Raw genomic sequence first — 24,573 nt, 5'->3', positions numbered from 1 at the left:
ACCATTCTCAAGAACAGGCTTTCCAGCCTGTTCCACAAACATTGAATTTTCTTGTGGGGTGGGTTTCTAGGCCGCCCGTGAAAGGATTACTGACAAAGGATACCTATCTGCCGACGAAGCCGACCATTCCCACATTGAACCTGCATAATTCTTAGCATTAAATCCCACATTTGTCAAGACACAAGTCAACCATGCAGAGCGAATTCCCCCTGAGCAATAACTCACAATTTGAGTTGACTGCGAAACTCCTTTTTGCTGCAAAATAGCGACAATTTCCCCACGACTCAGCAGTTTTCCCTGTTTGTCCATTAACTGTTTGTAATAGAGGTGAACCGCACCGGGAATGTGGCCGCCCCGCTTTTCTCCGTAAGGCGTTTTACCTGCATATTCTCGCGGCTCTCTGGCGTCAATAATGACTAAATTCTCATCTCCTAAAATAGCTTTCAAATCATCCCGCTGAATTTCCCAACTCGATCGGCGAGATATTACAAAATCTCCTGTTTTCGGTGGAGTGTTTGCAGCTTTTACTCGATTAATTCCAGCTTTGATTAAAGCCCGATATCCTCCATCGACAAAAACTGCTTTTTCGTGTCCCAAAGTCCGCAACATCCAAACAATTCGCCCGTCTTCGCCCCACCCTTTAACTGGATCGGCAACAACTATGACAGGTTTGTTTTGACAAATGCCAATTGCTTGCAGTTTTTGAGTTAAAACTGTGTTATTTTCGAGAATTTTTCCCCTGTGGGGAAAGTCGGAACGCGAAAATTCCTGCCAAGTTACGGGAATAGCTGGTGGGAGACGGCAAAACCACTTTAAAATGGGTGCGCGAGCATCTAGTAAAGTAGCTTCTTGTTCCAGCAATTGCTTAGCTAAATCTGCATTTAGTATCCAGTTATTTGCTAAATTACCCAGTAAATTCGACATAATTTATTGAGCAACTTTTGCTGTATTAGCACCGCAGGCTAAAACCCCTTTGGTATTAGTTGGATTAGCTGGTTTAGTCTTGCCAGGAGCCGCATTTATACACAAGATTGTTTGGGTCTTGTTTCCCACCAAAAAGACTCCCCCCACAAAACTTTTGAGATTAGCTTGCTTCGATACTCCGTAGTTAAATACAGCACCTTTTTTCACCATGCCGATCGAGTAGCTGTAATTGGCTGAGTTAGGTTTAACTTGGAGACCGAGATAAACCAAGAGATTGGAAACAGAACTTGTAAAGCCTGCTTTTTCTGCATAGTAAACTTGCTGAGCTTTATTCATCGAACCCACAAAGTTTTTCGCTTGTGATTCCTTAGCTTTAAGCGTTTGTGAAACTTGAGCTTCCGAGACAGGACTGAAAACAACTGGCAGAGTTAGAGCTGCGATCGCAACTTTGAGCTGCCAGTTGCGGCTGCTAGAAATCATGCTTAATTTCACAGATAACAGGTGGAATGAGCGGTTGATCAACATACAATTAAACTAATTGTTTTGCCTGAAACTGTTGCAACGCCCCAGGAGCAACCGTGCCGTGTTCTGTGATTATTCCCGATATTAATTCCGCCGGAGTAACGTCAAAAGCGGGATTGTAAAATTCGACTCCCACAGGACAAATTCGCGTAGTTCCAACTTGATACATTTCAACTGGATCGCGTTCTTCAATGGGGATTTTGCTGCCGTCTGAAAGTTCAAAATCAATTGTTGACAGAGGCGCGGCAACAAAGAAGGGGACGTTGTGAGCTTTGGCAACAATTGCTAAACTGTAAGTGCCAATTTTATTGGCAGCATCGCCATTAGCAGCGATTCTGTCCGCACCGACAACTACTGCGTGAATCATGCCGAGTTTCATGCAGTGAGCGGCCATATTGTCTGCTATTAATGTGACAGGAATTCCTTCTTGCACGCATTCCCAAGTGGTGAGTTTTGCACCTTGGAGACGGGGCCGAGTTTCGTCTGCAAAAACTCTTCCGAGTCTTCCTTCACGCCAAGCAGAACGAAATACACCTAAAGCAGTACCGTAGCCTGCTGTTGCTAATGCACCGGCATTGCAGTGAGTTAGTAAGTTCAATTTTTCGGGTGTAGCTGGCAGAACTTCTAAACCTTTGTCGCCGATATCTTTACAAGTTTGCAAGTCTTCTGCTTGAATGGTTTTAGCCATTTCTAACAAAGTTTTTTGCACTTGTTCGACAGAACCGCTAGTTCTCTCGGCAGTTTTGAGCATTCGCGATATTGCCCAAAACAAATTAACCGCCGTGGGACGAGTCGATCGCAATAACTCGCCAACTTGTTCTAATTTAGCGAGAAATTCGGTACGATCGCCCGTTTCGATTTCTCGCGCCCCCAAATACATCCCGTAGGCTGCTGCTACCCCGATCGCCGGAGCACCTCGGACTATCATAGTTTTAATCGCCTCAGCCATATCTTCGTAGCGACTAATTTCGACTACCCCGTATTCTTTCGGCAGCCGGTTTTGGTCAATTAGCAGAACTCGGTCTTCCATCCAGGTGACGGGGGAAACAGGGGAGCTTTGAGCGGTCATCTATTTCAATTATGTGAGGGACAAGTTTCTATGATGCCATGAAGGCGACTATTCCCGCCACTTCGATCGACAAAACCCGCCTAATTAAGCGGGTTTTGTAGTTTTCCTAAATAGTTTCACTCTTTGGCCATGATTAAACAATCACTCTCAACTTTAGACAGCATATCGGGAAAAGCTGATGTGTAGTTGCCATCTTTGTCTACAATCCTGCGGAGTATATATCCGCTCTCAGCAGGTCTGCCGAAAAACGAGTTTGTGCGATGCCAGATATCTCCATTCGGAGTGTTCGGATCTCGATCGATCAAAAAATCTACAAGCCACTGTGGCACACACCATCCAAACACTATCGGCGTGATGTGCCCGTGCTGCAAAGTTGCATCAGAGAATCGGAACCAGTAAGTGATCCGAGAAAATTTGACTAAATAAAGTAACATCCGTCCCGCCATTGATGAATGAAATGTCCAGATAACAGGGTCAAAAACGCGCAGCAATAACGTTTTTTCGTCAGCATTCCAGTCTGAACTGTACATGGTCAGACAATGGTCTGGTAAAACATTCCCGTCCATAAAAAAGATACCTTGCAGGACTTCAGGTAACTCCGCTGGATGTTCTACTTTCATCCAATTCGCGATGTCTTTTAGTTGCTTTTGTTCGATTAACATGGTATTATTTATCCTCAAAATAGTTGTGTTTTGCTCTCCTATTAGATACCCCCTGGATTTCTTAGTCGATCAATCGATCGATAGTTTGTGTGGCGTGCGATTTCAACTCACATCTTGCATCATTGCCAATAAGTTATTCAAGGGCGGGGGGGACACCCCACAATAAACTTAATGTCTTGTGGAACAGGCAAGATGCCTGTTCTTGAGAATTGTGTAATATCTCAGTTTCAACCGCTTTCTGATGCGAGCTTTTGGATTGATTACCGCCCCAAGTTAGGCTCAGAGCCTCGCCGCACTTTGCCTACCGTACTCACAACATCCACCAGCATCTTGAGTGCGATGTCTTTACCGGGGCAAATCCGTCCCGCACTCCGATCGCCCACGGAATGAAATCCCATATGAAAAGGGCACAGATTCTCCCGCTTAGCGTTGAATTCGTATACCGTAGAGCCCCAGAAACCCTCGTCTAGCAGCCCCAAACTGAGCGGTATCAGTACCTTGGTTCCGGCAGGGAAGGTGCGCTCTTTGCCCGCTACCGTTGCGGTGAAGGGCTCTGTCGCGACTCGGTGCGTGGCGCTAACGGGGGCCCAGAGGCGGGCGCATTCCAGCAGGAAGAGCTCGATCGACTGGCGATCGTCCAAATCGAGCTGATCCCAAAAATCAGTCGGATTAATTTGGGCCGTCTGCTGTCCTTTATAGGCGGGGAGAGGCTGGTATCCCATTGCCGTGTGGCCTAGGTGCAGGGGGCCTTGCAGTCCCGCTATGCCCATAATCGATGTCATCAGCTTTGCCAATTCCCGCTTAGTCATGCCATTGTTTTCCGAGCTCTCCTCGAAGTCGGCTAAAGCTGGGGAATTTTCATAGATAGTCGCTGCACGCTCGATTAGAGCGGACAAATCCCCGTGTCCAAAGAGGTTCAGGCTTTGCAGCAGGTTCCCGATGACTGCGAAGTAGTGCAGCGGGCTTTGGCGGGTGTAATGCAATTCGGTGAGGAGTTCGATCGACTCTGAATCGTCTGGATTAATCCCAAAGATGACGTAGTGCAGGTATCGGACTAAAAATCCCATCCAACCGCGCTTGACATCGGTAAAAAACGCTCCTCCCGCACCGTGCGACATCTCGGCATAATCTGCGGCTAGCCGATCGAGCAACCGTCGGGCGATTTCGTCTCCCTGGCGATCCGTTGTGGCACTGTTGAAGAGATACTTCTGCATACAGCTTCGGAATGCTGCGTGGTTGCTGCTAGCATCAGTGGCGCGATCGGACAAAGACAGCAGGAAAAGGTTTCTGCCGCCGACATCTTGGTTGGGCGCGCGATCGGGATCGAGTACAGAAGTACCAAGCCGCCATCCGCGCGCCTGGGGCGATGTGAGTGCTTTTTCCAGCGTGTCAAACTCTCCCATCACGACTTGCCCCGCGCAGCAAAAGTTGGCTCCAAAAGCCAGCCGTTTTATTTGCAAATACGTGGGTTCGTTGGCAATCAAACCCTCAATCAGGGCGATCGGCGGTAGCATCGTTTTGCTGAGACTTTCTTCCGGGTTTTGCAAAGCCCAAACCTGAAACTCATTCAGGGCCGGGTTCATCAGCGATGAGAAAATAGTATCTAAATTTAGGTTCATCATAATTCCTCCAAGAATCTCTCGCCATAACCCGCTTTGCATTTAGCAGCAAGAGGGTATTGAGCGGCAATTGAGCGGGTATTGAATCCCACTTAAATGCCAAAATCAGTAACTATAACTATAGCCATCTTTATTTGTGAACAAAGTGGCAATATAGATATAGTTTTACTGAATATGTATGCGCCCAAGTCTAGCCTTGTCCCGGAGATTGAGTGGAATTTTTAACGATTGCTGGTAAGTAGATATACTTTCTGCATCTAAAGTATTAGCCCCAATCTTTGAGAGCCGCATATAAACCGTAGTTATGTGCGACTACTTGCTATTAAATTTAGCCAAAATCGGCGAGATTAATTAGAGTGGAGGATACCCCATTTAAAGAGGTAAAAATTTCTCCGTTGGCTGACAAACGGAAGAAAGTTGCACTGTTTTCTTGAGTAATTGACAGTTAGGAGAAAGTAAGATTGTTGCCTAGAGAAAGCAAATCTTTAGTGTCTTCTTTTTTGCGATCGCGCCCCGTCGCACTTTGAAGATTCCGCAAATAAGCGAACAAACCAGGGCTTTTTGTCCCATCCCGCAGCGTCACCTCATCATTGTTAATGAATTTCAGCAAGTCATCGCCGCTCATCCCTTCATCATCAGCAGCCCAATCACGCCAACGGTAAGGCGATTCAATAAGTTGCTTGTACTTATCAAGTGTTCCCTCTAAAAAAGCTTCTTCTTCTCTGACTTTCTCGGCATCATCTAATAGTTTAAGAAAAAGAATCCAAGTAAATTGGGGCAAACGGTCTAACTCCCCATTCATTCCCTTATCTTTCCGCATGATATCTCGTGCAGACTTAATCACGCTGCCGAGGCGCTGGGCAGTGGTGACGGTTTTATCGTTTTTGGACGTAGTACGTTTTTGCATTAGTTTTTATATTTATTTATATACAGAATTTGTTTCAGCTAAAGTCACACTTTTTTTTTCATCAAGCAATAAATCAACTATTTCTTCTAGAGTTGATTCATCAACTCCCCGAGAACCTATTAATCCTTTTTTTATTAAATCAATAAATAATTCATTATGAAATCCATGTGGTATGTCTTTTGTTCTTATATGTCCTTTTTGTTGTAGGCAATACTCTAAATACTCTGCTGGCACATAAATCCCACTAACTAACTGATTATCATACCTTAGTTGGGTAGGCTGGCATAGTTTAAAATAAAAAGGGAGTGGGTCTAGTCGATAATCTTTTACACTGTTTAAATGGGTAGGGTTTTTAAACCTATCCTTCAAAGCATTCATTCGCTCTATATCTTTTTGATATTGTGGATTTCGTCTATAGATATAGCCTTGTCTATCTTGTTCCCATACCTTGTATTGAACCATCATAAATAAATTAAAAGTGTGATTATAGAACAAAAAATCGACTCCTAAAACCGTTTCATATTCATCTCTATTTACGTTCGTAATTGTTAATCGGTGTTCTCCTTGAACAAAAGTTCGAGTATTAGGCTTTTTTTTCTTTTTGTCTTCAAACCAATTACGAAATTTTAATTCCATTGAGCATAAATCATGGACAATTAAATTGTCTTCCTTCTGTCGCTTGTCTTCCTTCTGTCGTTTGTCTTCCTTCTGTGGTTTGTCTTCCTTCTGTCGTTTATCTTTTACGAGTGCAAAGTAATTTTCTGGTCTTTCAATTATTTTTATATTAGTTTTTCACTCTACATCTGTATTTATTCCAGCCAAGCTTAACGAAAGCTGAAGTGTATCTTTCTGGTGAGACATAATCCTGTATTCTTCTCGCTCAATACTCTTTTCGTTGGTTTCTAATATCATTTTTTCAATGTCTTTGCGTAAATTATGATTGGCTTCTTTAACTAATCCTATTAGTTGTGACCAAATGCTAGCTTCTATTTCATATTTATTGTAACTCTCTTGATATCCACCTAAAGGCAAACCAAGCAAGGATAAAGAAGGGTCACAGCCTTGAGCCACAAGCTTTGATTGTAGGGAGTGAATAGGAAAATCTTCGAGTTTCAAAAAATTGTAAAAGCTCAATTGAGATTTTATGACCGAATCTTTTTTGTTTCTCTTGCCTTGAGAAACTAAGACCGCATAGTTAATATTTTTTTCATCAATCGAGAGAAAATAAAACTTAACTGTACTAACTGTAGGCGCAATCCTAAAAGGTACAGTTTCGGTATACTTCCCATCATTTTCTATGATTTCTTGCACTAGGCTTTTATTATCTTCTAGGATAGAAAATATGCAGTTATTGATTATCGATTCCATATTATTATTAAGCTAAATACAACAAACTCTGCAACTTCTCGACTGCCTGCTTCAATTTATCTCTCCCCCCAAATTTAGCGGCAATTTCCCGCACGTTGCCATACTTCTCAACCGCTTTCACCTTCAGAGCTGCTGGCATTATCAACTGCTGCGGCCTACCTTGAGCATAAATCCCAAATCCCAAATCTAAAATCTAAAATCTAAAATCAAATGACGCCCGCTCAAGTTTCCCACCAGTACAAAAGCACTTTACAGGAAACCCGCAGGCGTCAAAATCAAGCAAACTTAAATCTTAGAAAAGACCCAGTGTGAAAGATTTGTCGATCGGGAAAATAGCACCAATACCCAACCACAGAGTGAACACAGTTCCCAAGAGGAAAACAGTAGTAGCAACAGGGCGGCGGAACGGATTTTGAAACTTGTTAACGCTTTCGATGAACGGAATCAAAATCAAGCCAACGGGAACACCAGCCATGCAAGCAATACCCAACAATTTGTTAGGCAAAACGCGCAGCAGTTGGAACACAGGCCACAAATACCATTCCGGCAGAATTTCCAGCGGAGTAGCAAAAGGATTAGCCGGTTCTCCAACCAAAGCCGGGTCTAGTACAGCCAAACCCACGCACAGAGAAATCGTTCCCATGATGACTATAGGGAAAACGTAGAGCAAGTCATTAGGCCAAGCTGGTTCGCCGTAATAGTTGTGACCCATGCCCTTAGCGAGCTTAGCGCGGAGCGCGGGATCGCTCAAATCTGGTTTTTTGATAATAGACATAGTGAGAGTGTTCTCCTTTTAGTTTTACCCGGGCCTGCCATTCCGCTGTATTCGTTAGTCTCAATCAGCGGGGCGATCGCAGGAAGTATTGACCGTAAATAAATATCATGAGCGATGAATTCTGAATTTTCAACTCACAATTCAGCGGGGGGGCAAAAAAAATACCGCCCCCAAAACTCAAAACTTACAACGGGCCAGAGATACCTTGCTTGCGAATCATCAAGAAGTGAGCCAGCATGAATACTACAATCAGCCAAGGCAACACAAATGTGTGCAAGCTGTAGTAGCGAGTCAAAGTGCCTTGACCAACGCTGACACCGCCACGCAGCAGTTCAACCATCAAAGAACCGACAAACGGGATGGCTTCGGGGACGCCCGAAACGATTTTAACTGCCCAGTAACCGATTTGATCCCAAGGCAGCGAATAGCCGGTCACGCCGAAAGAAACAGTGATGACTGCCAAGATTACTCCTGTCACCCAGGTTAATTCGCGGGGCTTTTTGAAGCCGCCGGTCAGGTAAACCCGGAAGGTGTGCAAAATCATCATCAGTACCATCATGCTGGCAGACCAGCGGTGGATGGAGCGGATCAGCCAGCCGAAGTTGACTTCATTCATCAGGTATTGCACTGAAGAAAAAGCTTCTGCTACCGTGGGACGGTAATAGAAAGTCATGGCGAAGCCGGTGGCAAACTGGATCAGAAAGCAAACTAAAGTAATTCCGCCCAAGCAGTAGAAAATATTGACGTGCGGGGGTACATACTTTGTAGTGATGTCGTCGGCGAGCGCCTGAATTTCCAGGCGTTCCTCAAACCACTGGTAGGTTTTTGAGTCGGTGATTTGTTTAGAAAACATGGAGCCAGAATTCCTAAAAGAATATTGCTGTGGTTGAGGTTCAGGGCAGCAGCCACAAGGTTTTTTGTCGCCCCGCGCCGAGCAGCTTGCTTTTACTAGCAAATGCCTGAGGCTATTTTTTAAATTTGGAGCTGACGAAAGGAACTCTATTGTGCGATCGCCTGCAAGCCCTGGGAAACTAAGCGGTGGCTTGTCCCTACTCGCTGGCGTTGCCCGATCGAATTCCAGACTGTGATAAAAAATGTAACATAATTGCCGTGCAATTTTCACGCACGCGATCGCTTTTTGGACACTTAAAAGGCTTTTTTCGGAATCTCAACATCCGCCCAAGCTACTATGGGGGGAGGACTGGGCTACAGAAAGCAGTCCGAGCCGGAAACAGGTTTGCCGGGAGAGGCCAAATTTCATCTCGATCGTAAAACTTTACTTTTTGGGCCCAAACGCCCTCATTGTCGATCGAGTAACCCGAACCGGTTCGATCGTACAATCGAATCTTGTTTTGTAGTCAGGACTGCAGTCTTTACTAACAAAATCTGCTGGCTGCAACCTGCCTACTTCGGTAAAAAAAGCCGGTAATTGCCCCCATCCGTAAAAGTCCTATCACAATTGAAAAGAAGGCAAACTTTCCACAAAAACTGGCAGCAGTGGCGAGAAAGGAGAGGGAAGCGGCGGTATCGGGAAGGGAATTTCAGGAAGAGACGGGAAGGATGGAAAGTCTCGCGATGGCGGTTTGACATTCTCACGCCCGCTAAAGCCACGGTGATTCTAAACATCACTGTTTAGACTTCCTCTTTCTACGACCCGACTTATTTGAAGGAGTTTCCTCACTCAAACAGAGGTCGATGTCTCCAGAGGCGTTTGAGGTTCCCGTGTGCCCCACGGTACGCAAGCCTAGTTCTAATATGTTGCGAGCGGCGTTCCAATCTCGATCTAAGACAAATCCACAATGTGGACAAATATGTGTTCTTTGACTTAACGATTTCTTCGCGACTTTCCCGCAATTAGAACAATTTTGACTTGTATAGTGTGGCGGCACTGCAACAGTCGCCACCCCAAATACTTTGCCAAAATATTCCACCCAATTCCTAAAAGCTGTCCAAGCTGCATCTGATATGGACTTAGACAACTTTCTGTTTTTAACCATGTTACGCACCGACAAGTCTTCGTAGGCTACCAAGTCGTTGGACTGGATTACGCACCTTGCTAATTTCACAGCAAAGTCTTTACGTCGCCTACTTACCTTGAGGTGTTTTCTACTTAAACGATTCCGAGCCTTAACTCTATTTTTAGAGCCTTTCTGAGTTTTAGAGAGTCTCCGATTAAGCTTTTTAAGTGACCTTTGGGACTTTCTCAGATGGCGTGGATTCTTTACGGTATTTCCGTCAGAGTCTGTATAGAAGTGCGTTAGCCCTACGTCTAAACCAATGGTTCGTCCAGTAGGTTCGCGCTTCTCATTTCGTTCAGCATCAATACAGAATTGCACGTAGTATCCATCAGCTCGGCGAACTACGCGCACCCGCTTGATTTGATTTAACTGATAGAAGTGTAGGTCACGAGTTCCCCATAATTTAAAACTTCCTGCTTTAAATCCATCGGTGAAGGTTATATTTCGCCTGTCTTCAGAAAGTTTCCATCCACAAGTTTTGTATTCAACAGAACCATGTGTTTCATGCTTTTTAAATCGCGGGAAACCTTTTTTACCGGGTCTTGCTTTCTTGCAGTTGTCGAAAAACCGCGCAATCGCTGACCAAGCTCTTTCGGCAGAAGCTTGCCTTGCCATTGAGTTGAGCTTGGCTGCCCAAGGAAACTCCTTCGCTAAGACTACGCAATAAGCGCTTAAGTCGTAGCGACCTACATCTTTTGTGTCCATCCAGTACCTGATGCAGCTATTCCGAATAAAACGAGCAGTACGAATGGCTTCGTCTAGCCGTTCGTACTGCTCGTTTTTTCCTTCTAGCTTGGCTTCAAATACTAACATTTACGTCGTTGTGATGGATATAAAGACTAATTCACAGTTTTGGCTAAATTAAAGCCGTCCTATAAGGACGGGGCTTTAGACCCAGTTTTGCGGTAAACCCAGTCGAAACGATCGCGCAATCTGATAGACTCACATCCGTAACATTTTTAACGTCGGCGATTAAATCCGATCCGACAAATATCCGAGTTCCCCGTGTGATACCGTCATCATAAGATTCAAATCGGTAAGAGAAGAAGTTAGAACCATTACGATCTTGTACGAAACCAACGACTTGGATTTTGTCGCCTTCGACCCGGTTAAAATCCTCAATAACGGCATGGCCACCTTCACCGCCATAGAAGAGGTAAGGGCGGGCATTTGACGAACCGAGAACAAATATGTCAGCTTCACTTTGCCCGATTAAATAATCGATTTGTTCTCCTGTTGATGAAAAGCTGTAACCCGATATGATGTCCTTACCCGGCCCGCCAATCAGGGTGTCGCTGCCTTCATTTCCCTCAAGCAAATCGTCTCCTGCATTGCCGTTAATGTAGTCATTATCTAAGTCACCTCTTAAAGTGTCGTTGCCACCTTCTCCCAACAGGCGATCGTTACCTTTGCCACCCATTAACAAGTCGTTGTTGAAGCCACCAAACAAGAGATCGTCTCCATCTTCTCCGATCGCCGTATCATTGCCTTGACCGCCGTAAAGACAGTCATTGCCAGCCCCTCCCAAGATACTGTCGTTATTGTTTTCTCCTCTGATTAAATCCGCGCCTTCGCCACCCTCAAGAATATCATTCCCGGCACCTCCTTCAAGTTTGTCATCGCCTTCGCCACCGCTGAGACTGTCGTTACCAAAGTAGCCCAAAAGGCGATCGCTACCGACTCCACCTGCGAGACTATCATTTCCTTCTCCGCCATCTAAAGTGTCATTACCAGCCAAACCATATAGAGTATCATTGCCTCCAAGCCCGCACAGGGAATCATCGCCAATTTCACCGGCTAGCAAATTATCGAGATTGTCACCGCATATAACTACCATAAATTTGTCCTCCTGAAAACTATTTCACAACAGTCACTCAATTTTAGATTTGGGATTTTAGATTTTGGATTGTTCCCGTCCACTCAATTTTGGGTTTTGAATTTTAGATTTTGTAAGGACTTTAGTCCTGATATCAAATCTGTTAGCATCGAAATTATTCCTATCTCTCTTCTCGACATCGGCGTGAATCAGCGTCAATCCCTTGTCCGGGGCGGTTCAGAAATTCTCTTTTTTTTACCGCAGATGAGGGCAGATAAACACAGATAAACGCAGATAAATGCAGATGAATTAGCTCAATTGCCGTTGCACCATCCGTGATTGTTGAACGAATTTCAGGGACACAGGATTTGCCTGTGTCCCTAATTTTTTAAATGAAAGTGGCGATGCTAATTTGGTTGGCGGTCACGCCATTGATAGCAGCTAAAATTTCACCTGTTGCTGTCAAGGTGATTAAAGTTGCACTGTTGCTAGGGACAATAGAAAGTTGCGAGAAGGTTAAATTGTCGGCAAGTGCGAGGAAGTCGAGGCCTGCTTCAAAATCAACAATGATATCGCTGCCAGAATTGGCTGAAATTAAGAAGCGATCGCTCCCATTTCCTCCTATCAAACTGTCATCGCCGTTTTCACCGCTGAGAAAATCAGATCCGTTACCGCCGAGGAGAATATCGCTAGCTTGACCGCCGTAAAGACTGTCATTGCCTTCACCTCCACTCAAGCTATCTTGACCGCGATTTCCAAATAGGATATCTTCCCCATTATTGCCGAACAAATTATCGCTTTCTTTGCCGCCGTAAACAGTGTCATTGCCGTCGCTACCGTCGAGGGAATCATTGCCTTGATTGCCGTGTATCCAGTCGTTGCCGCCCAAACCGCTGAGAGTATCATTGCCGCGTTGGCCGGCCATTGTATCGCTGCCGCTGTCGCCGGAGAGGCTGTCGTCGCCGTCAGTGCCGATTAGATTGGAGTTAGCTGCGATCGCATCTATTTCTCCTTCAATCACCGCAACAGCAGGTGTATCGGGCAATGTCGTTTGTTGAATTTTGGTATCTAAGGCAGTACCAGTATTTTCGGCAATAACTTGGGCGATCGATTTCGTACCTGTACCGACTGCTTTTAAGTCTGCAGAGGTTGCGCCTAGGGCTACTTTTTGCACGCGGGCAACTTCTCGGTTAATTGAAGCTGTTGCAGTGTTGGATACAACTTGGTCAATGCGCTGATTTGCTTCGGCCATTACCTTAGCTGCATCCGGGGCAATTTGCAACAATTGCTGAGTGTTTAAATCCGAGTCAAATTGTTGCGCTGCTGTGGTGGCGCGATCGACAATGGTTGCTAACTGGTTGGCATCGCTGAGATTGAGAGTTGTCCCCGATTGAATTTGTTGAACGATCGCACTTACAACTGCTTTTACGGCGTCGGTATTTTCCAGAATCGACGCACCGTCTATTAAAGCAGCAGCTTGGGTAATGACGTTTTGTACCTTGACCATTGCAGTCAAAGTTTCTACTCCACCCGCGATCGCGTTTTCGGTAGCTGCGATCGGATCTAAGTCAGTGATGTCAACATTAGCGGGAATTGAAAGAGCAGATTTGACGAGAGATTCGGCGCGATCGCTCTCAATTCCCTTGTCAATTAAATCTGCTACTAAACTGGTTAACAAGGTGACAACAGTAGCGTAAGGCGGGGCAGTGACAGGCGTTTCCAAAGGCAAACCCGTAGCAGTATCAATGCCACCAAAAGCCACAATATTGCCTTCTTCCGGATCGAGTTCGCCGTTGCGATTTTTGTCAAAAATTTCCAAGGAAATATCGAGTTCGTATTCACCTTTTGGGCCAGTTGTTGCAGAGGGTTCGCTAGCATCAAGTTCGCCATTTTTGTTAGCGTCTAAGAAAACTGTAGCCCCAGCGATGTAGCCGTCAATAACAGAACCTCGACCTCGATTATAAAGATCGAAAAATGCTCTATCCGATGCACCAGCAGCATCCCTTGCTGTTACTCGAATCCAGTAGTTGCGATTGCGCTGCAAGCTATCATCAACCCTGAAAGTACGGCTAGCCGGATCGAAACTCATGCCAGTTGGTAAGGGGCTAATGCGACTCCAACTTGTCGGAATTGGCGATCGTCCTCCGCTGACATTTCGCCACTCAAAGTTGGTGACATTTTCATACCAATCTGCTGTATAAGTTAAGGTATCGCCCGGATCTAGATCGATGAAAGTGTCGTTTTGAAAAGTAAACTGCAATTGAGGACTCGAACCCGGTTGCAAACTCAAACCTTGTTCCCGGAACGGAATATTTAAGACTGGCGGACGGTTGACAGGATTGAGAACATTGCGAAGATTTAAACGTCCTCCGCTAACAGTTCTGCCTGCGAGAGAAGGCAACGGGTCAACTGTTGAGAGAATAGAGTTTCTTAGTTGGGCGACAGTCAAGGTTGGATCTTGGGCTAACAGCAACGCCGCCGCACCTGCTACGTGGGGTGCTGCCATTGAAGTTCCGTCAGAGAAACCGTAGTTATTACCGGGAACTGTACTCAAAATGCTTCTTCCGGGTGCACCTAAGTCTACGGTACTGGCTCCAAAATTGGAGAAAAATGCTAGTTGGTCATTGCGATCTGTTGCTGCAACTGAAATAACATTGGGAAGGTCATAGTTAGCTGGGTAAGAAGGTGTGATGTCATTATTAGAGCTGCTATTACCTGCTGCTGCGACAAAGAGAACTCCTGCACTGTTAGCTTCACTGATAGCGTCAAATAAAGCTCTAGAGTTAGGTACTCTCCAACTAGCATTAATGACATCTGCACCCTTAGTGGTAGCGTAACGAATCCCTCTGGTGATAGAGACTAAATCTGGTCCTATGCGACTGCCAATCTTCAAAGGTATCAAACTAACATTATGGTTAATTCCAGTAACGCCAATGCGGTTATTACCAATTGCACCAATGGTTCCAGCAATGTGGGTTCCGTGACCGAGATCGTCACTTGGATCGTTGTCGTTGTTATAAAGGTCATAGCCGCGAACATCGTCTGTGTAGCCGTTACCGTCGTTGTCAATACCATCGCCAGGAATTTCTCCCGAGTTAGTCCAAATATTGGCTATTAAATCTTCATGGTTGTAGTCTACGCCACTGTCCGTAACTGCAACAATTATCCTTCTGTCACCTGTTTGACTATCCCAAGCTTCCGAGGCATCGATATCAGCATCTGATGTGCCTCCCTCTAATCCAGTATTATTTAAACCCCACAGTTCGCTAAATCTGGTATCGTTTGGTATGAAATCATAGGAACCTTGGTAATTCAGTTCTACTGCCTCTACGTTGGGATCTCGAGCTAAGTTTTCTTGAATTTGCAGCACATCTAATTCTGAAGAAAATTTGACAATTCGCCACCGATCTAATGGAGTGGGTGTGAAGTCAAATTGGGAGCTTGATGGTACTAGGTTTTCTAGCGCTATCTCTCCATTAGCTTGAAAATTGCCTAGAAAATCATTGCTTGCACCGGGTCTCAGTTTCACTAAAAGTTCGCCTGGTTTGTATTGTGAACCAGTGACAGGATCGATTGGTGGCAATTGACCGCCGTTATCATTCGAGCGATCGTTATCAATAGAGACCGCGATCGCATCTGCTGCATTTAAACCGGAATAATTGCGATCGTTGCTGACAGCAGGTTTGGTAACAATCCTGTAAGTTTTATCACCGTCAACAACCTTGTCATCAACACCAGTTACCGTCACCGTTTGCGTTTGATTCCAATTAGCAAAGTTGAAGTTCAGCGATGGTGGAGAAATTATGCCCTCTACTGGATTGGAACTTTCTAAATCAATTCTGACATCAGCAGTTGGCGGAGTATTTAGTTTGACTGTAAATGTTGCTTTACCTCCCGCTTCTGTGGTGACTAATCCTGATGTCGGATCGACAGTAATGCCAGCAGGTATCGTCGGCGGCATGATTACTGGCGGTAGTGGAGTTGGCGTTGGTGGAGTTGGCGTTGGTGGAGTTGGAGTTGGTGTTGGTGGAGTTGGTGTTGGTGTTGGCGGTGTTGGTGGAGTTGGTGTTGGTGTTGGTGGAGTTGGTGTTGGTGTGGGTGTTGGTGGAGTTGGTGTTGGTGTGGGTGTTGGTGGAGTTGGTGTCGGTGGAGTTGGTGTTGGAGTTGGTGTTGGCGGTGTTGGTGTCGGTGGAGTTGGTGTTGGAGTTGGTGTTGGCGGAGTTGGTGTCGGTGGTGTTGGCGGTGTTGGTGTTGGCGGTGTTGGTGTTGGCGGTGTTGGTGTTGGCGTAGTTTCGTTATCAGTAATGGCGACAGTAACAGGCCCGATCGCAATTCCGCTATATTTCGCGTCAGTAGTTGTTACCGCGTGATTGATTGTGCCTGTGTGAGTACCTTCTACAACTGTGTCATCCGTCGCAATCACAGTTACAGTTTGGGCAATATTCCAATTAGTGCTGTCGAAGCTAATGGGGGCGATCGCACTTATTTGATTCCCCCCCTCCAAGCTGACTGTTACCGGCGCTGTTGGCTGCGAATTTAGCTGAAGTGTATAAATTCCCGTTGCACCGCCTTCTGCTGCTGTGGTACTGGCGGGATTAACGGTAATGCCGGGAGTTTCGTTGTCGCTATTCGTAACGCTGACATCGGCAGCACTTAAATTGCTGTAATTGCTGTCTGTACTAACAGCCGCAGCGGTGACAATATTGTAAGTTTGATTGCCGTCAGCAATATTGTCTTCAACGCCAGTAATAGTTACTGTTTGCGGCGCACTCCAATTGGCGGGAGTGAATGTCAGCGAGGGTGTAGAAACTGTTCCCTCGGCAACATTGGAACTGCTTAAGCCAACAGTCACGTTAGCAGTTGGTTGAGAGTTGAGTTGGACAGTAAATGTCGCTGTTCCTCCTGCTTCTGTTGTAATTAATCCACTATCGGGATTGACGGCAATTCCAGCAGTGTCGTCATTAGTAATAGTAGTTGTCGCACTAGCAGAACCAATTGTTGAGATGCCGCTGGGAAGACCACCATTAGGCAATGTCACGGGATTTGAGAGAGTGACAGTAATAGTTTCGTCTGGTTCAACGCTAGCATCACCTAATACATCTATGGTGACAGTTTTTGATGTTTCTCCCGATGCAAAATTAATAGTAGCATTGGTACTTGTTGCGCCCGAAGTAGCGCCGATATTGTAATCACTGCCGTTGGTTGCAGTTCCCCCTATTCCATAATCGACAGTCCCTGCTGAATCAGTACCGCCACTGCGACTAACAGTAAATATCAGCGGATTTGTGCCGGAGTTGCCTTCAGGAACAGTACCAGCGCTAGCAGCAACTGTGTAAATAATCGGATCGTTGGCTGGAATTGTGAGGGTAGTTTGAGGGATTGTACCTGCAAACCCTCCCGGACTCGTACCAAAACTCAAGACAACTGCTTCATCCATTTCTGCAAGGTTGTCTGGTTTGATAGTGACAGCTATATTTTGAGTCGAACTGCCACTACCTGCGGCAAAAGTGAGAGTATTAGTAGAAAGAGTATAATCCGAACCTTGAGTCGCTCGTGAGGTAGCAGGAGGAACGGGCAAGACAGTTGCGATCGGTACAATCAAGTCTGTAAATCGCAAACCGTCTTCGAGTGTCACAGGAATATTAACAGTCGCATCTGCGTCTCCTTCAAGACTGCTGTAGGCCGAATTACCAAAACTTGCTTTCAATAGCACATTCAACAGAATTGAAACTCTGTTACTGTTGGTATTTGCGACAGCAATATCTGGTCTGGTATCAGAGTTAAAATCTCCAACCGCGATCGCGCTCGGAGTGGTTCCCCCACTATTATAATTAAACGGCCCGTTAAACGTTCCTTGACCGGTTCCAGTTAAAATTGAAACATTATTAGAACCGGCGTTCACTACAGCTAAATCGGGTTGACCGTCAGCGTTGAAATCACCAACGGCAATATCATTAGGATCTGCCCCAACATTAAAGTTAGCAGGATTGCTAAAAGTGCCTTGACCTGTCCCTGATAAAATTGATACGTTCTGATTGCCTGCATTGGCTACAGCTAGATCGGATCTGCCGTCAGCGTTAAAATCTCCGACTGCGATCGCACTCGGACTTTGACCGACATTAATATTAGTCGGATTGCCAAAACTACCTTGACCATTTGCCGATAATATGGTAACACTATTAGAATTTCGGTTGGCCACGGCGAGATCGAGGAAATTGTCGCCGTTAAAATTTCCCGCAGCGATCGCGCTGGGACTTTGCCCAACATTCACAGTAACAGGAGTGGAAAAACCGCCTTGTCCCGTTCCCAAATAAATGCCAACATTGCCTTCAGGTACAAAACCATTGCCACTGGATTGAGTAATGGCAATATCGAGTAAATCATCAGCATTAAAATTGCCGACAGCGATCGCGCTAGGATTTTCTAGGGCAGTCAAAAATCCCGGACTGTTAAAGTTGCCATTACCAGATCCTAAAAAGATATAAATGCTGCTAAATTCCGAACCTTGTGCGGAAGTTATCGCTAAGTCGGAAAAGTTATCGCCGTTAAAATTGCCAACTGCGATCGCGGTCGGACCAAATACCGAAGTCAAATCAGTTCCAGAGTTAAATCCTCCTTGACCGTTTCCCAGTAAAATAGAAACCCTATTCGTGGTGGGGTTAGCAACAGCTAAATCTAAGAGGCCATCGGTATTGAAATCGCCAGCCGCAACAAAGGATGGACTGGTTCCCGCATTAAAATTATTAGGAGAACTAAACGTATTGAGAACGTGGCCGTAAGCTGCGATCGCCTCGGGCACAAATACAATTCCAGCTTTAATTGTCCCCGCTGTCACTGTTAATTTCCAATCGCCGCCTTTTGCCGCACAACCTATTAAATTATCAGAAGCGGCAACATTGGCTCCTGTTATTTGACTCAGGTTTTTTACAAATTCTTTACCTATATTTCCTTTGGCAACATTGCACCCGTAGAGCAAAATTTCGGCATTTTGTGTCAGCCCGCCCGCCCATATCTTAACTGTTTTGACAAAATTGTCGGCGCGATTTATCAAATTCTGCCAACTCAATTCAACGTTCCCCAGTTGCAAACAACCGGGCTTTCCGTGGGCAATAATGTGAATTACTGAAAATTTCCTTCCCTGCAAAGCTTCGGCAATTTGTTCGATGCCGTTGCGGTTAGTTTCTAATTTAATTACTTCGGTTTCAGGGATAATGCCGTCGATTAATATTTGACAGTCGGGGACGGCAGCATCGATAAATGCGATCGCTTTTGAGGAAAGCTGAGTCATTGACTTTAGGGAAACAGCCGTTGGGGCGATCCCTAAGTCTGGGATGTTTAAGTCTGGGATGTTATCGTTATTACAGTTTTCGGCACTGAGGGATTGGGGACTTGTGCCGGCAGGAAACTTGGTACCAATACTGAAAGTAGACATGATTAATTTACCTAGCTGATACTTCGGGTTTATGTGATGCGAGCAAGTCTACAAAAGCACCAGCTCTGCTGTATTGTAAATTCTTGCGGAAAAATTGCTAAAAATATAATTTTCTTGCGGAATTTATCCCTATTTGATGAAGAATTGTAACAGCGCCGGCGGGCAGGGGTTTTTTACGACAGAACTTACGCCTCAATAAGCTGTCGCGCATTTAAACTGTATATTCAGGGCGGGCGGGACGCCCAACCCCTACTCCCCACAAGACTTTAAATTTTTTTGACATACAATTTAAAGGCAGAACAGCTTACCAAAGAAACCGGGTTTTGTACCAAAATACACAGGTTTCCCGATCGGGCAAAAAACCCGGTTTCTGAATCCCCGCAAGCCCTAGGCGAAAATACTTTGCAACTACAAACTGCTTTTAATGTGACAGGGGCTTGAGTTTTGTTAAAGCCGATCGCGATATTGCTTAGGAGTCAAACCGACAATTTTGCAGAATGTCTTACTAAAGTGACTTTGGTCGTGAAATCCCACTTGCTGGGAGATATATTTTATTGATAACTTCGGTTTTTTCAACAACTGTTTTGCTTTTTCAATTCGGCACTGGGTCACGTACTGATGGGGCGTGACTCCAGTCGATTGTTTAAACATACGGCTGAAATGATAAGAACTAATGTTCACTAAATTAGCAAGTTCACTTAAGTGCAAATCTCGGTTTATGAATTCATTAATGTAGTGAATAACTAGCTGCAATTGACCGGGGTCAAGACCGCCTCCCACATCTCGCCGATTAGGTTTTTTCGCGCCATAGCGGTGCAGTATGTGCAGTGAAAGCGCGTTTTTCAGTGCATCGACATAAAGAGTACCGTTTAATCCGCCTGATTCCAGTTCGGTTTTGAGAGCCCAGGCAATTCCGTGAACCAACGGATCGCGGGTTTGCCATTGCGGTATAATTTCAATGGAATTTGAATTGATCGATTCGCCAACTGTATTGTCGAAGTCGGTAGGTTCAAGAGCGATCGCCATAAATTCATAGTCTGCGGCTGCAACTGACTGGAAATAAGTACCAGCAGCAGCGATGAACATCTGCCCACTTTGCCACGATTCGCTACCGCAGTTTTTCCCGTTCACTGTTCCTTTTAGTGTGGCTGAATTGAGCATCAAGCCAACCGTGTGCTGTTCGAGACAGTGTTCGGGACATTCGTTTGGCGGCTGAGAGTGATATTCGACATGAATTCCTTGCCACTTTGTGCCGTGACTCGACAGGATTGCGGGGCGCGGGAGAATCACTTTCATCCCGTCTGTCTTGGCAAAATCAAGAATTAAAGGTTTCTGTGGGGACATAACTGGCACCGACTGGACGAGTTGCTATTTTGTAGTTGACAACTCCTCGCCGTTCTACGGCGAGGATTCTTCTAAACATCCGAGTGCCTTCGGGACTGACCGTCGGGAAACAAATCTGAGTTAAATCTGCAACAGGGTTCCGAGCGTACAAACCTAAAATACATAAAATGTAATACTTACTGGTATTTTACAGAAAAATCATGCACAGACGAGTTTTCCAGATTGCTATTGTACTTTGCCTCCAAGTCGTCCTAGTTCTAGGTGGGTGGGCGCAGCCTGCGGCGGCGCTGACTCCTGAACAGCAGCTATTGAGCGAAGCTTGGCGAATTGTCAATCGCTCTTATGTGGACGACAGCTTCAACTCTCAAAACTGGTGGTCGATTCGCCAAAAAGCTGTCAAGCAACCGCTTAACGACAGACAGCAGACTTACACGGCGATTCAGGGGATGCTGGCGAATCTCGACGACCCCTTCACTCGACTGCTGAAACCCGAACAGTACCGCAGTTTGCAGGTCAACACTTCGGGAGAATTGACGGGTGTGGGGCTGCAAATTGCGATCGACCCCCAGACAAATACCCTGACAGTGGTGGCTCCTTTGGCCGGCTCACCGGCGGATAAAGCTGGCATCCAACCCCTCGATCGCATTCTGAAAATTGACGGCACTCCTACCTCAGAATTGAGCCTAGACGAAGCAGCCACTCGAATGCGCGGCCGCATCGGCACTCCCGTTACCTTGACCTTGGGGCGCGAGGGAAGGGACGTTGCTGAGGACATTGAGCTAGTGCGCGATCGCATTGCTCTGAATCCGGTTTACGCCGAATTGCAGTCGGGGTCAGAGAATTTGCCGGTCGGCTACATTCGCTTGAGTCAATTCAGCGCTAACGCCACTGAAGAAGTCGCTCACGCGATCGACCGCTTGGAAAAACAAGGAGCCGCCGCCTACATTCTCGACCTGCGGAACAACCCGGGCGGACTGTTGCAAGCAGGGATTGAAATTGCCCGCCTGTGGCTCGATTCCGGGACGATCGTCTACACGGTGAACAGACAAGGCATTCTCGGCAGTTTTGAAGCCTCTGGACAAGCCCTAACTAACGATCCGCTGATTGTTTTGGTGAACAAGGGAACTGCCAGTGCTAGCGAAATTTTGGCGGGTGCGCTGCAAGATAACGGCAGAGCTCAACTGGTAGGAGAAAAGACTTTTGGCAAAGGACTGATTCAGTCCCTGTTTGATTTGTCTGACGGTTCCGGGTTAGCCGTGACTGTTGCTAAGTACGAGACACCGAACCATAAAGATATTAACAAGCTGGGGATTGCGCCCGATCGCGTAGTGCCTTTGGAACCCATCGCGCGCGATCAAATCGGCACCGCAGCAGACTTGCAATATCAAGCTGCACTGCAACTACTGAAAGAAAAAACCGTGCTGGCAAAGTCAGTATAAGCCTGAGTTTAAAGTTTTGAGATTGCAATAGGTGACAATACGCAGGTCTGTCTGTCTCTGCGTTTGCTTCGCCACGACAGACAAGAATCATGAAAAAAACTCTTTTATTTAAAAGTGATATCACGTCCGACAGATTCATCTGTCATTCTTCGTTGTGCGAAGCCATGACATACAAGAATGATGCACATCGGACGTGATATCAAAACCCAAAACAGCCCTTCCCTTAAGGTTGGGGGGTTGATTCCTCGGCGTCGGGCACCTCGGCTTCTTGCAAAATCACCGGACGCTGCTGCGGGTCAGCTTGGTTGCTTTGCTCTTGCATCACAGTTTTAGCAAGACTAGGGTCAAAGTAGCGGTTAAAGTCCGATCGCGACTGATTTACTCGCCCTTGGGTAAGATTGACTTCAGCTTGGATTTCGTGCAATTTTTCTTGCACCGCCCGGTAGTGAGGCCAAAGCTGAACCAAAGCAGAAGTGGCACAGACTGAAAGTACAATGTTGACTGCGAATTTGACTCCTGTTTCGGCCGCGAGGGTTTGGTGAGGGTAGGAACGCTGGCGGCTGCTGCTGCGACGAGGAGTAACCCGAGGGGAGTTTTTTACAGGACGCAGTGGGGTAACGGTGGGTTGAATCGCTTGCATAATTTTTTTTCAAATACCTGAGACTGACGTTTTAGAGTTCACAAGAGCAAATTCTGAGCTTAACGCACACTCGCCGCTGTTTGTCAGGGTGCTGACAGCCAAAATTGTTGAGACAAAGGTGACGCCTTAAGACGGAATTTTCCCATAAAAATGCCTGCCCTTGCAGTCTCGTCTTGCGGAACACAAACAATCTACTGCACTGGGGCAGCAATTGTCTGTATCTGTAATGCGAGAGATTTAACTGGTCAGGCAGGCGTTTTGCGGTTCGCAACTGGTGTCTGGAAACTATTTGTACAGTTCAGTTGACAACCGGAAAGCCAAGATTCCGGGAATCAAAGCAATTACGAGCGCTACGTAGACTTGGGTATCTGTTAAAGACATATTCGCAAAACTCCTTTTCGCGGGGACGAGCTTTCACCAATTTGAGACAAATTGGCGCTTTTGGGAATCATTTGTTACAACTTGCAACACAAATGCTGCCTCCGGGGAGGAGTGGCCTAGTGGCGCAGTGGCGCAGTGGCGGTGTTTTTGAGTGTCGGAGGGGGAGAATTTTTCCTTGTTTCCTGGGACTGCTTGCTTCGGAGGTTGTTGGGACGATCGCCTCGCACAGAACTACCGCGTTAGGTTAAGATTTAACTAATGCGAATGGGAAGTCTTGCGCTCTACCGAAGGTGAGCGTCGGGATGAAAACGCAGCCCGAAAATAAATTGAGCGAGAGCGAATCAATATCCTTTTTGTGCGCTATGATAATTTTATCGGTATTCTGCAACCTTGATAAATGTATAAAGCTTACAAGTACAGAATTTATCCCACAGATGAGCAAGATGTCTTGCTTGCAAAGTCTTTTGGCTGTGCGAGATGGTTCTGGAACTATGCTTTGAATCTATGTCAAGAAACTTACAAGAATACTGGCAAAGGACTATCTAGGGCATACATACAAGGCTTGCTCCCTGCACTCAAAAAAGAATACGAATGGTTAAAAGAACCTTATTCTCAATGCTTGCAGGTGGTTGCATTGAATTTATCTACTGCCTACAAAAACTTCTTTGACAAGATGGCGATGCTGCCCAAGTTCAAAGCCAAGCATGGCAGGCAGTCGATCAGCTACCCTCAAAATGTCAAATTCGACGGTGACTATATCAACCTACCTAAGATTGGTTTAGTTTTCTGTCGGCGACATCGTGATTTTGAGGGCGATATCAAGACCGTTACCGTATCTCGCAACCCGGACGGTAAACATTTTGTTTCTGTTTTGATTGACGATGGGAAAGAACAGCCTGAGTTAGTCCCAGCAGATAAAGCTATTGGCATTGACGTAGGGTTAACTCATTTTGCGATTACCAGTGATGGTTCTAAGTTCGGCAATCCCAAGTATTTCGTCAAACGTCAACGAAACTTAAAACGTAAACAACAAAAGCTCGATCGCAAAAAGAAAGGCAGTCAAAACAGGAAAAAGGCAAGACGGGCGGTGGCAAAAGTTCACTCCAAGATTGCCCGATGCCGGGAAGATTTTCTACAAAAGCTATCCCGCAAGATAGTTAACGAAAACCAAGTTATTGCAGTAGAAAATCTCAATATCAAAGGCATGGTAAAGAATCATAATTTAGCCAAAGCCATTAGTGATGTTGGCTGGGGTATGTTCTGCACAATGCTTAAGTACAAGGCCCAAAGTGAAGGTAAACAATACATTGAGATTGATCGATGGTTTCCTAGCTCAAAAACTTGTCATGCCTGCCTAAATCAAGTTGAGCATCTCACTCTTGATGTTAGGGCATGGACTTGTAAACATTGTGGTACTCATCATGACCGTGATGTAAATGCAGCCCTCAACATTAGAAATGAAGCCTTGCGGATTTTGGCGTTAGGAACTAGCGCTTCTGCCTGTGGAGGGGATGTAAGTCGATCTGGCAAAACTTCGGTTTTGTTGGACGCTATTCCCGTTGAATCAGGAAGCCAGCGCTGTACCAATGAAGTGGTCAGCGTCTGGTAGTTCACGTGAAGGTGACACTAATGTTAGACAGAGCGGGTAATTTGCGCT

The 24,573-nt window shown here is 45.8% G+C and carries 19 protein-coding genes; 2 read left to right on the top strand and 17 right to left on the bottom strand.

Annotation, left to right across the window (positions count from 1 at the left end):
• Nucleotides 1–66: 66 nt before the first annotated feature.
• The 15 genes from QUB04_RS01580 to QUB04_RS01510 form a co-directional block, all read right to left on the bottom strand.
• Complete coding sequence (locus QUB04_RS01580; RefSeq protein ID WP_333280268.1) at nt 67–924, bottom strand: rhodanese-like domain-containing protein; 858 nt, start codon at nt 922–924, stop codon at nt 67–69.
• A 3-nt stretch (nt 925–927) separates the two neighbouring features.
• On the bottom strand, nt 928–1,404 hold the full coding sequence (locus QUB04_RS01575) for a type IV pilin-like G/H family protein (RefSeq protein WP_333280266.1): 477 nt from the start codon (nt 1,402–1,404) through the stop codon (nt 928–930).
• 49 nt (nt 1,405–1,453) lie between these two features.
• Complete coding sequence (gene mtnA, locus QUB04_RS01570; RefSeq protein WP_333280264.1) at nt 1,454–2,515, bottom strand: S-methyl-5-thioribose-1-phosphate isomerase; 1,062 nt, start codon at nt 2,513–2,515, stop codon at nt 1,454–1,456.
• A 116-nt stretch (nt 2,516–2,631) separates the two neighbouring features.
• Complete coding sequence (locus tag QUB04_RS01565; protein ID WP_333280262.1) at nt 2,632–3,177, bottom strand: hypothetical protein; 546 nt, start codon at nt 3,175–3,177, stop codon at nt 2,632–2,634.
• 260 nt (nt 3,178–3,437) lie between these two features.
• Entirely contained in the window at nt 3,438–4,799 is a 1,362-nt protein-coding gene (locus QUB04_RS01560; RefSeq protein ID WP_333280260.1) for a cytochrome 450, read from the bottom strand.
• A 442-nt stretch (nt 4,800–5,241) separates the two neighbouring features.
• Nucleotides 5,242–5,703, bottom strand: a complete 462-nt coding sequence (locus tag QUB04_RS01555; RefSeq protein WP_333280258.1) for a type I restriction-modification system subunit M N-terminal domain-containing protein — start codon at nt 5,701–5,703, stop codon at nt 5,242–5,244.
• Nucleotides 5,704–5,715: 12 nt separating this feature from the next.
• Entirely contained in the window at nt 5,716–6,339 is a 624-nt protein-coding gene (locus QUB04_RS01550) for a hypothetical protein (RefSeq protein WP_333280256.1), read from the bottom strand.
• Nucleotides 6,340–6,495: 156 nt separating this feature from the next.
• On the bottom strand, nt 6,496–7,014 hold the full coding sequence (locus QUB04_RS01545) for a hypothetical protein (protein ID WP_333280255.1): 519 nt from the start codon (nt 7,012–7,014) through the stop codon (nt 6,496–6,498).
• Between the two features lie 64 nt (nt 7,015–7,078).
• Complete coding sequence (locus QUB04_RS01540) at nt 7,079–7,210, bottom strand: hypothetical protein (protein ID WP_333280253.1); 132 nt, start codon at nt 7,208–7,210, stop codon at nt 7,079–7,081.
• Between the two features lie 153 nt (nt 7,211–7,363).
• Nucleotides 7,364–7,846 (bottom strand): cytochrome b6-f complex subunit IV, encoded by a 483-nt coding sequence (petD, locus tag QUB04_RS01535; protein ID WP_333101767.1) that lies wholly within the window; start codon nt 7,844–7,846, stop codon nt 7,364–7,366.
• Between the two features lie 184 nt (nt 7,847–8,030).
• Nucleotides 8,031–8,699, bottom strand: a complete 669-nt coding sequence (gene petB / locus QUB04_RS01530; protein WP_172190423.1) for a cytochrome b6 — start codon at nt 8,697–8,699, stop codon at nt 8,031–8,033.
• Between the two features lie 772 nt (nt 8,700–9,471).
• A complete protein-coding gene (locus tag QUB04_RS01525; RefSeq protein ID WP_333280251.1) occupies nt 9,472–10,677 on the bottom strand; it encodes a transposase in 1,206 nt (401 codons plus the stop codon).
• Between the two features lie 43 nt (nt 10,678–10,720).
• Nucleotides 10,721–11,701 carry a calcium-binding protein gene (locus QUB04_RS01520; RefSeq protein ID WP_333280249.1) on the bottom strand — a complete coding sequence of 327 codons (981 nt, stop codon included), beginning with the start codon at nt 11,699–11,701 and terminating at the stop codon, nt 10,721–10,723.
• Between the two features lie 367 nt (nt 11,702–12,068).
• Entirely contained in the window at nt 12,069–19,112 is a 7,044-nt protein-coding gene (locus tag QUB04_RS01515) for a S8 family serine peptidase (protein ID WP_333280246.1), read from the bottom strand.
• Nucleotides 19,113–19,559: 447 nt separating this feature from the next.
• Nucleotides 19,560–20,456, bottom strand: coding sequence for an AraC family transcriptional regulator (locus QUB04_RS01510; RefSeq protein WP_333142627.1), 897 nt, complete (start codon nt 20,454–20,456; stop codon nt 19,560–19,562).
• A gap of 200 nt (nt 20,457–20,656) precedes the next feature.
• On the opposite strand from QUB04_RS01510, the gene ctpA reads away from it, so the two are divergent.
• Nucleotides 20,657–21,895, top strand: coding sequence for a carboxyl-terminal processing protease CtpA (ctpA, locus tag QUB04_RS01505; RefSeq protein ID WP_333280244.1), 1,239 nt, complete (start codon nt 20,657–20,659; stop codon nt 21,893–21,895).
• Between the two features lie 223 nt (nt 21,896–22,118).
• Here ctpA and QUB04_RS01500 read toward each other — a convergent pair whose 3' ends face one another.
• On the bottom strand, nt 22,119–22,535 hold the full coding sequence (locus QUB04_RS01500; RefSeq protein WP_333280242.1) for a slr1601 family putative cell division protein: 417 nt from the start codon (nt 22,533–22,535) through the stop codon (nt 22,119–22,121).
• Nucleotides 22,536–22,820: 285 nt separating this feature from the next.
• On the bottom strand, nt 22,821–22,916 hold the full coding sequence (gene psaM, locus QUB04_RS01495) for a photosystem I reaction center subunit XII (protein WP_015174804.1): 96 nt from the start codon (nt 22,914–22,916) through the stop codon (nt 22,821–22,823).
• A gap of 397 nt (nt 22,917–23,313) precedes the next feature.
• Between psaM and QUB04_RS01490 the strand changes: the two genes are divergently transcribed.
• Nucleotides 23,314–24,525, top strand: a complete 1,212-nt coding sequence (locus tag QUB04_RS01490; RefSeq protein ID WP_333280240.1) for an RNA-guided endonuclease TnpB family protein — start codon at nt 23,314–23,316, stop codon at nt 24,523–24,525.
• Nucleotides 24,526–24,573 lie beyond the last annotated feature (48 nt).

Source organism: Microcoleus sp. D2_18a_B4, from assembly GCF_036702475.1.
Lineage (GTDB): Bacteria > Cyanobacteriota > Cyanobacteriia > Cyanobacteriales > Microcoleaceae > Microcoleus.
This window is presented reverse-complemented; position numbering and strand designations above follow the sequence as displayed.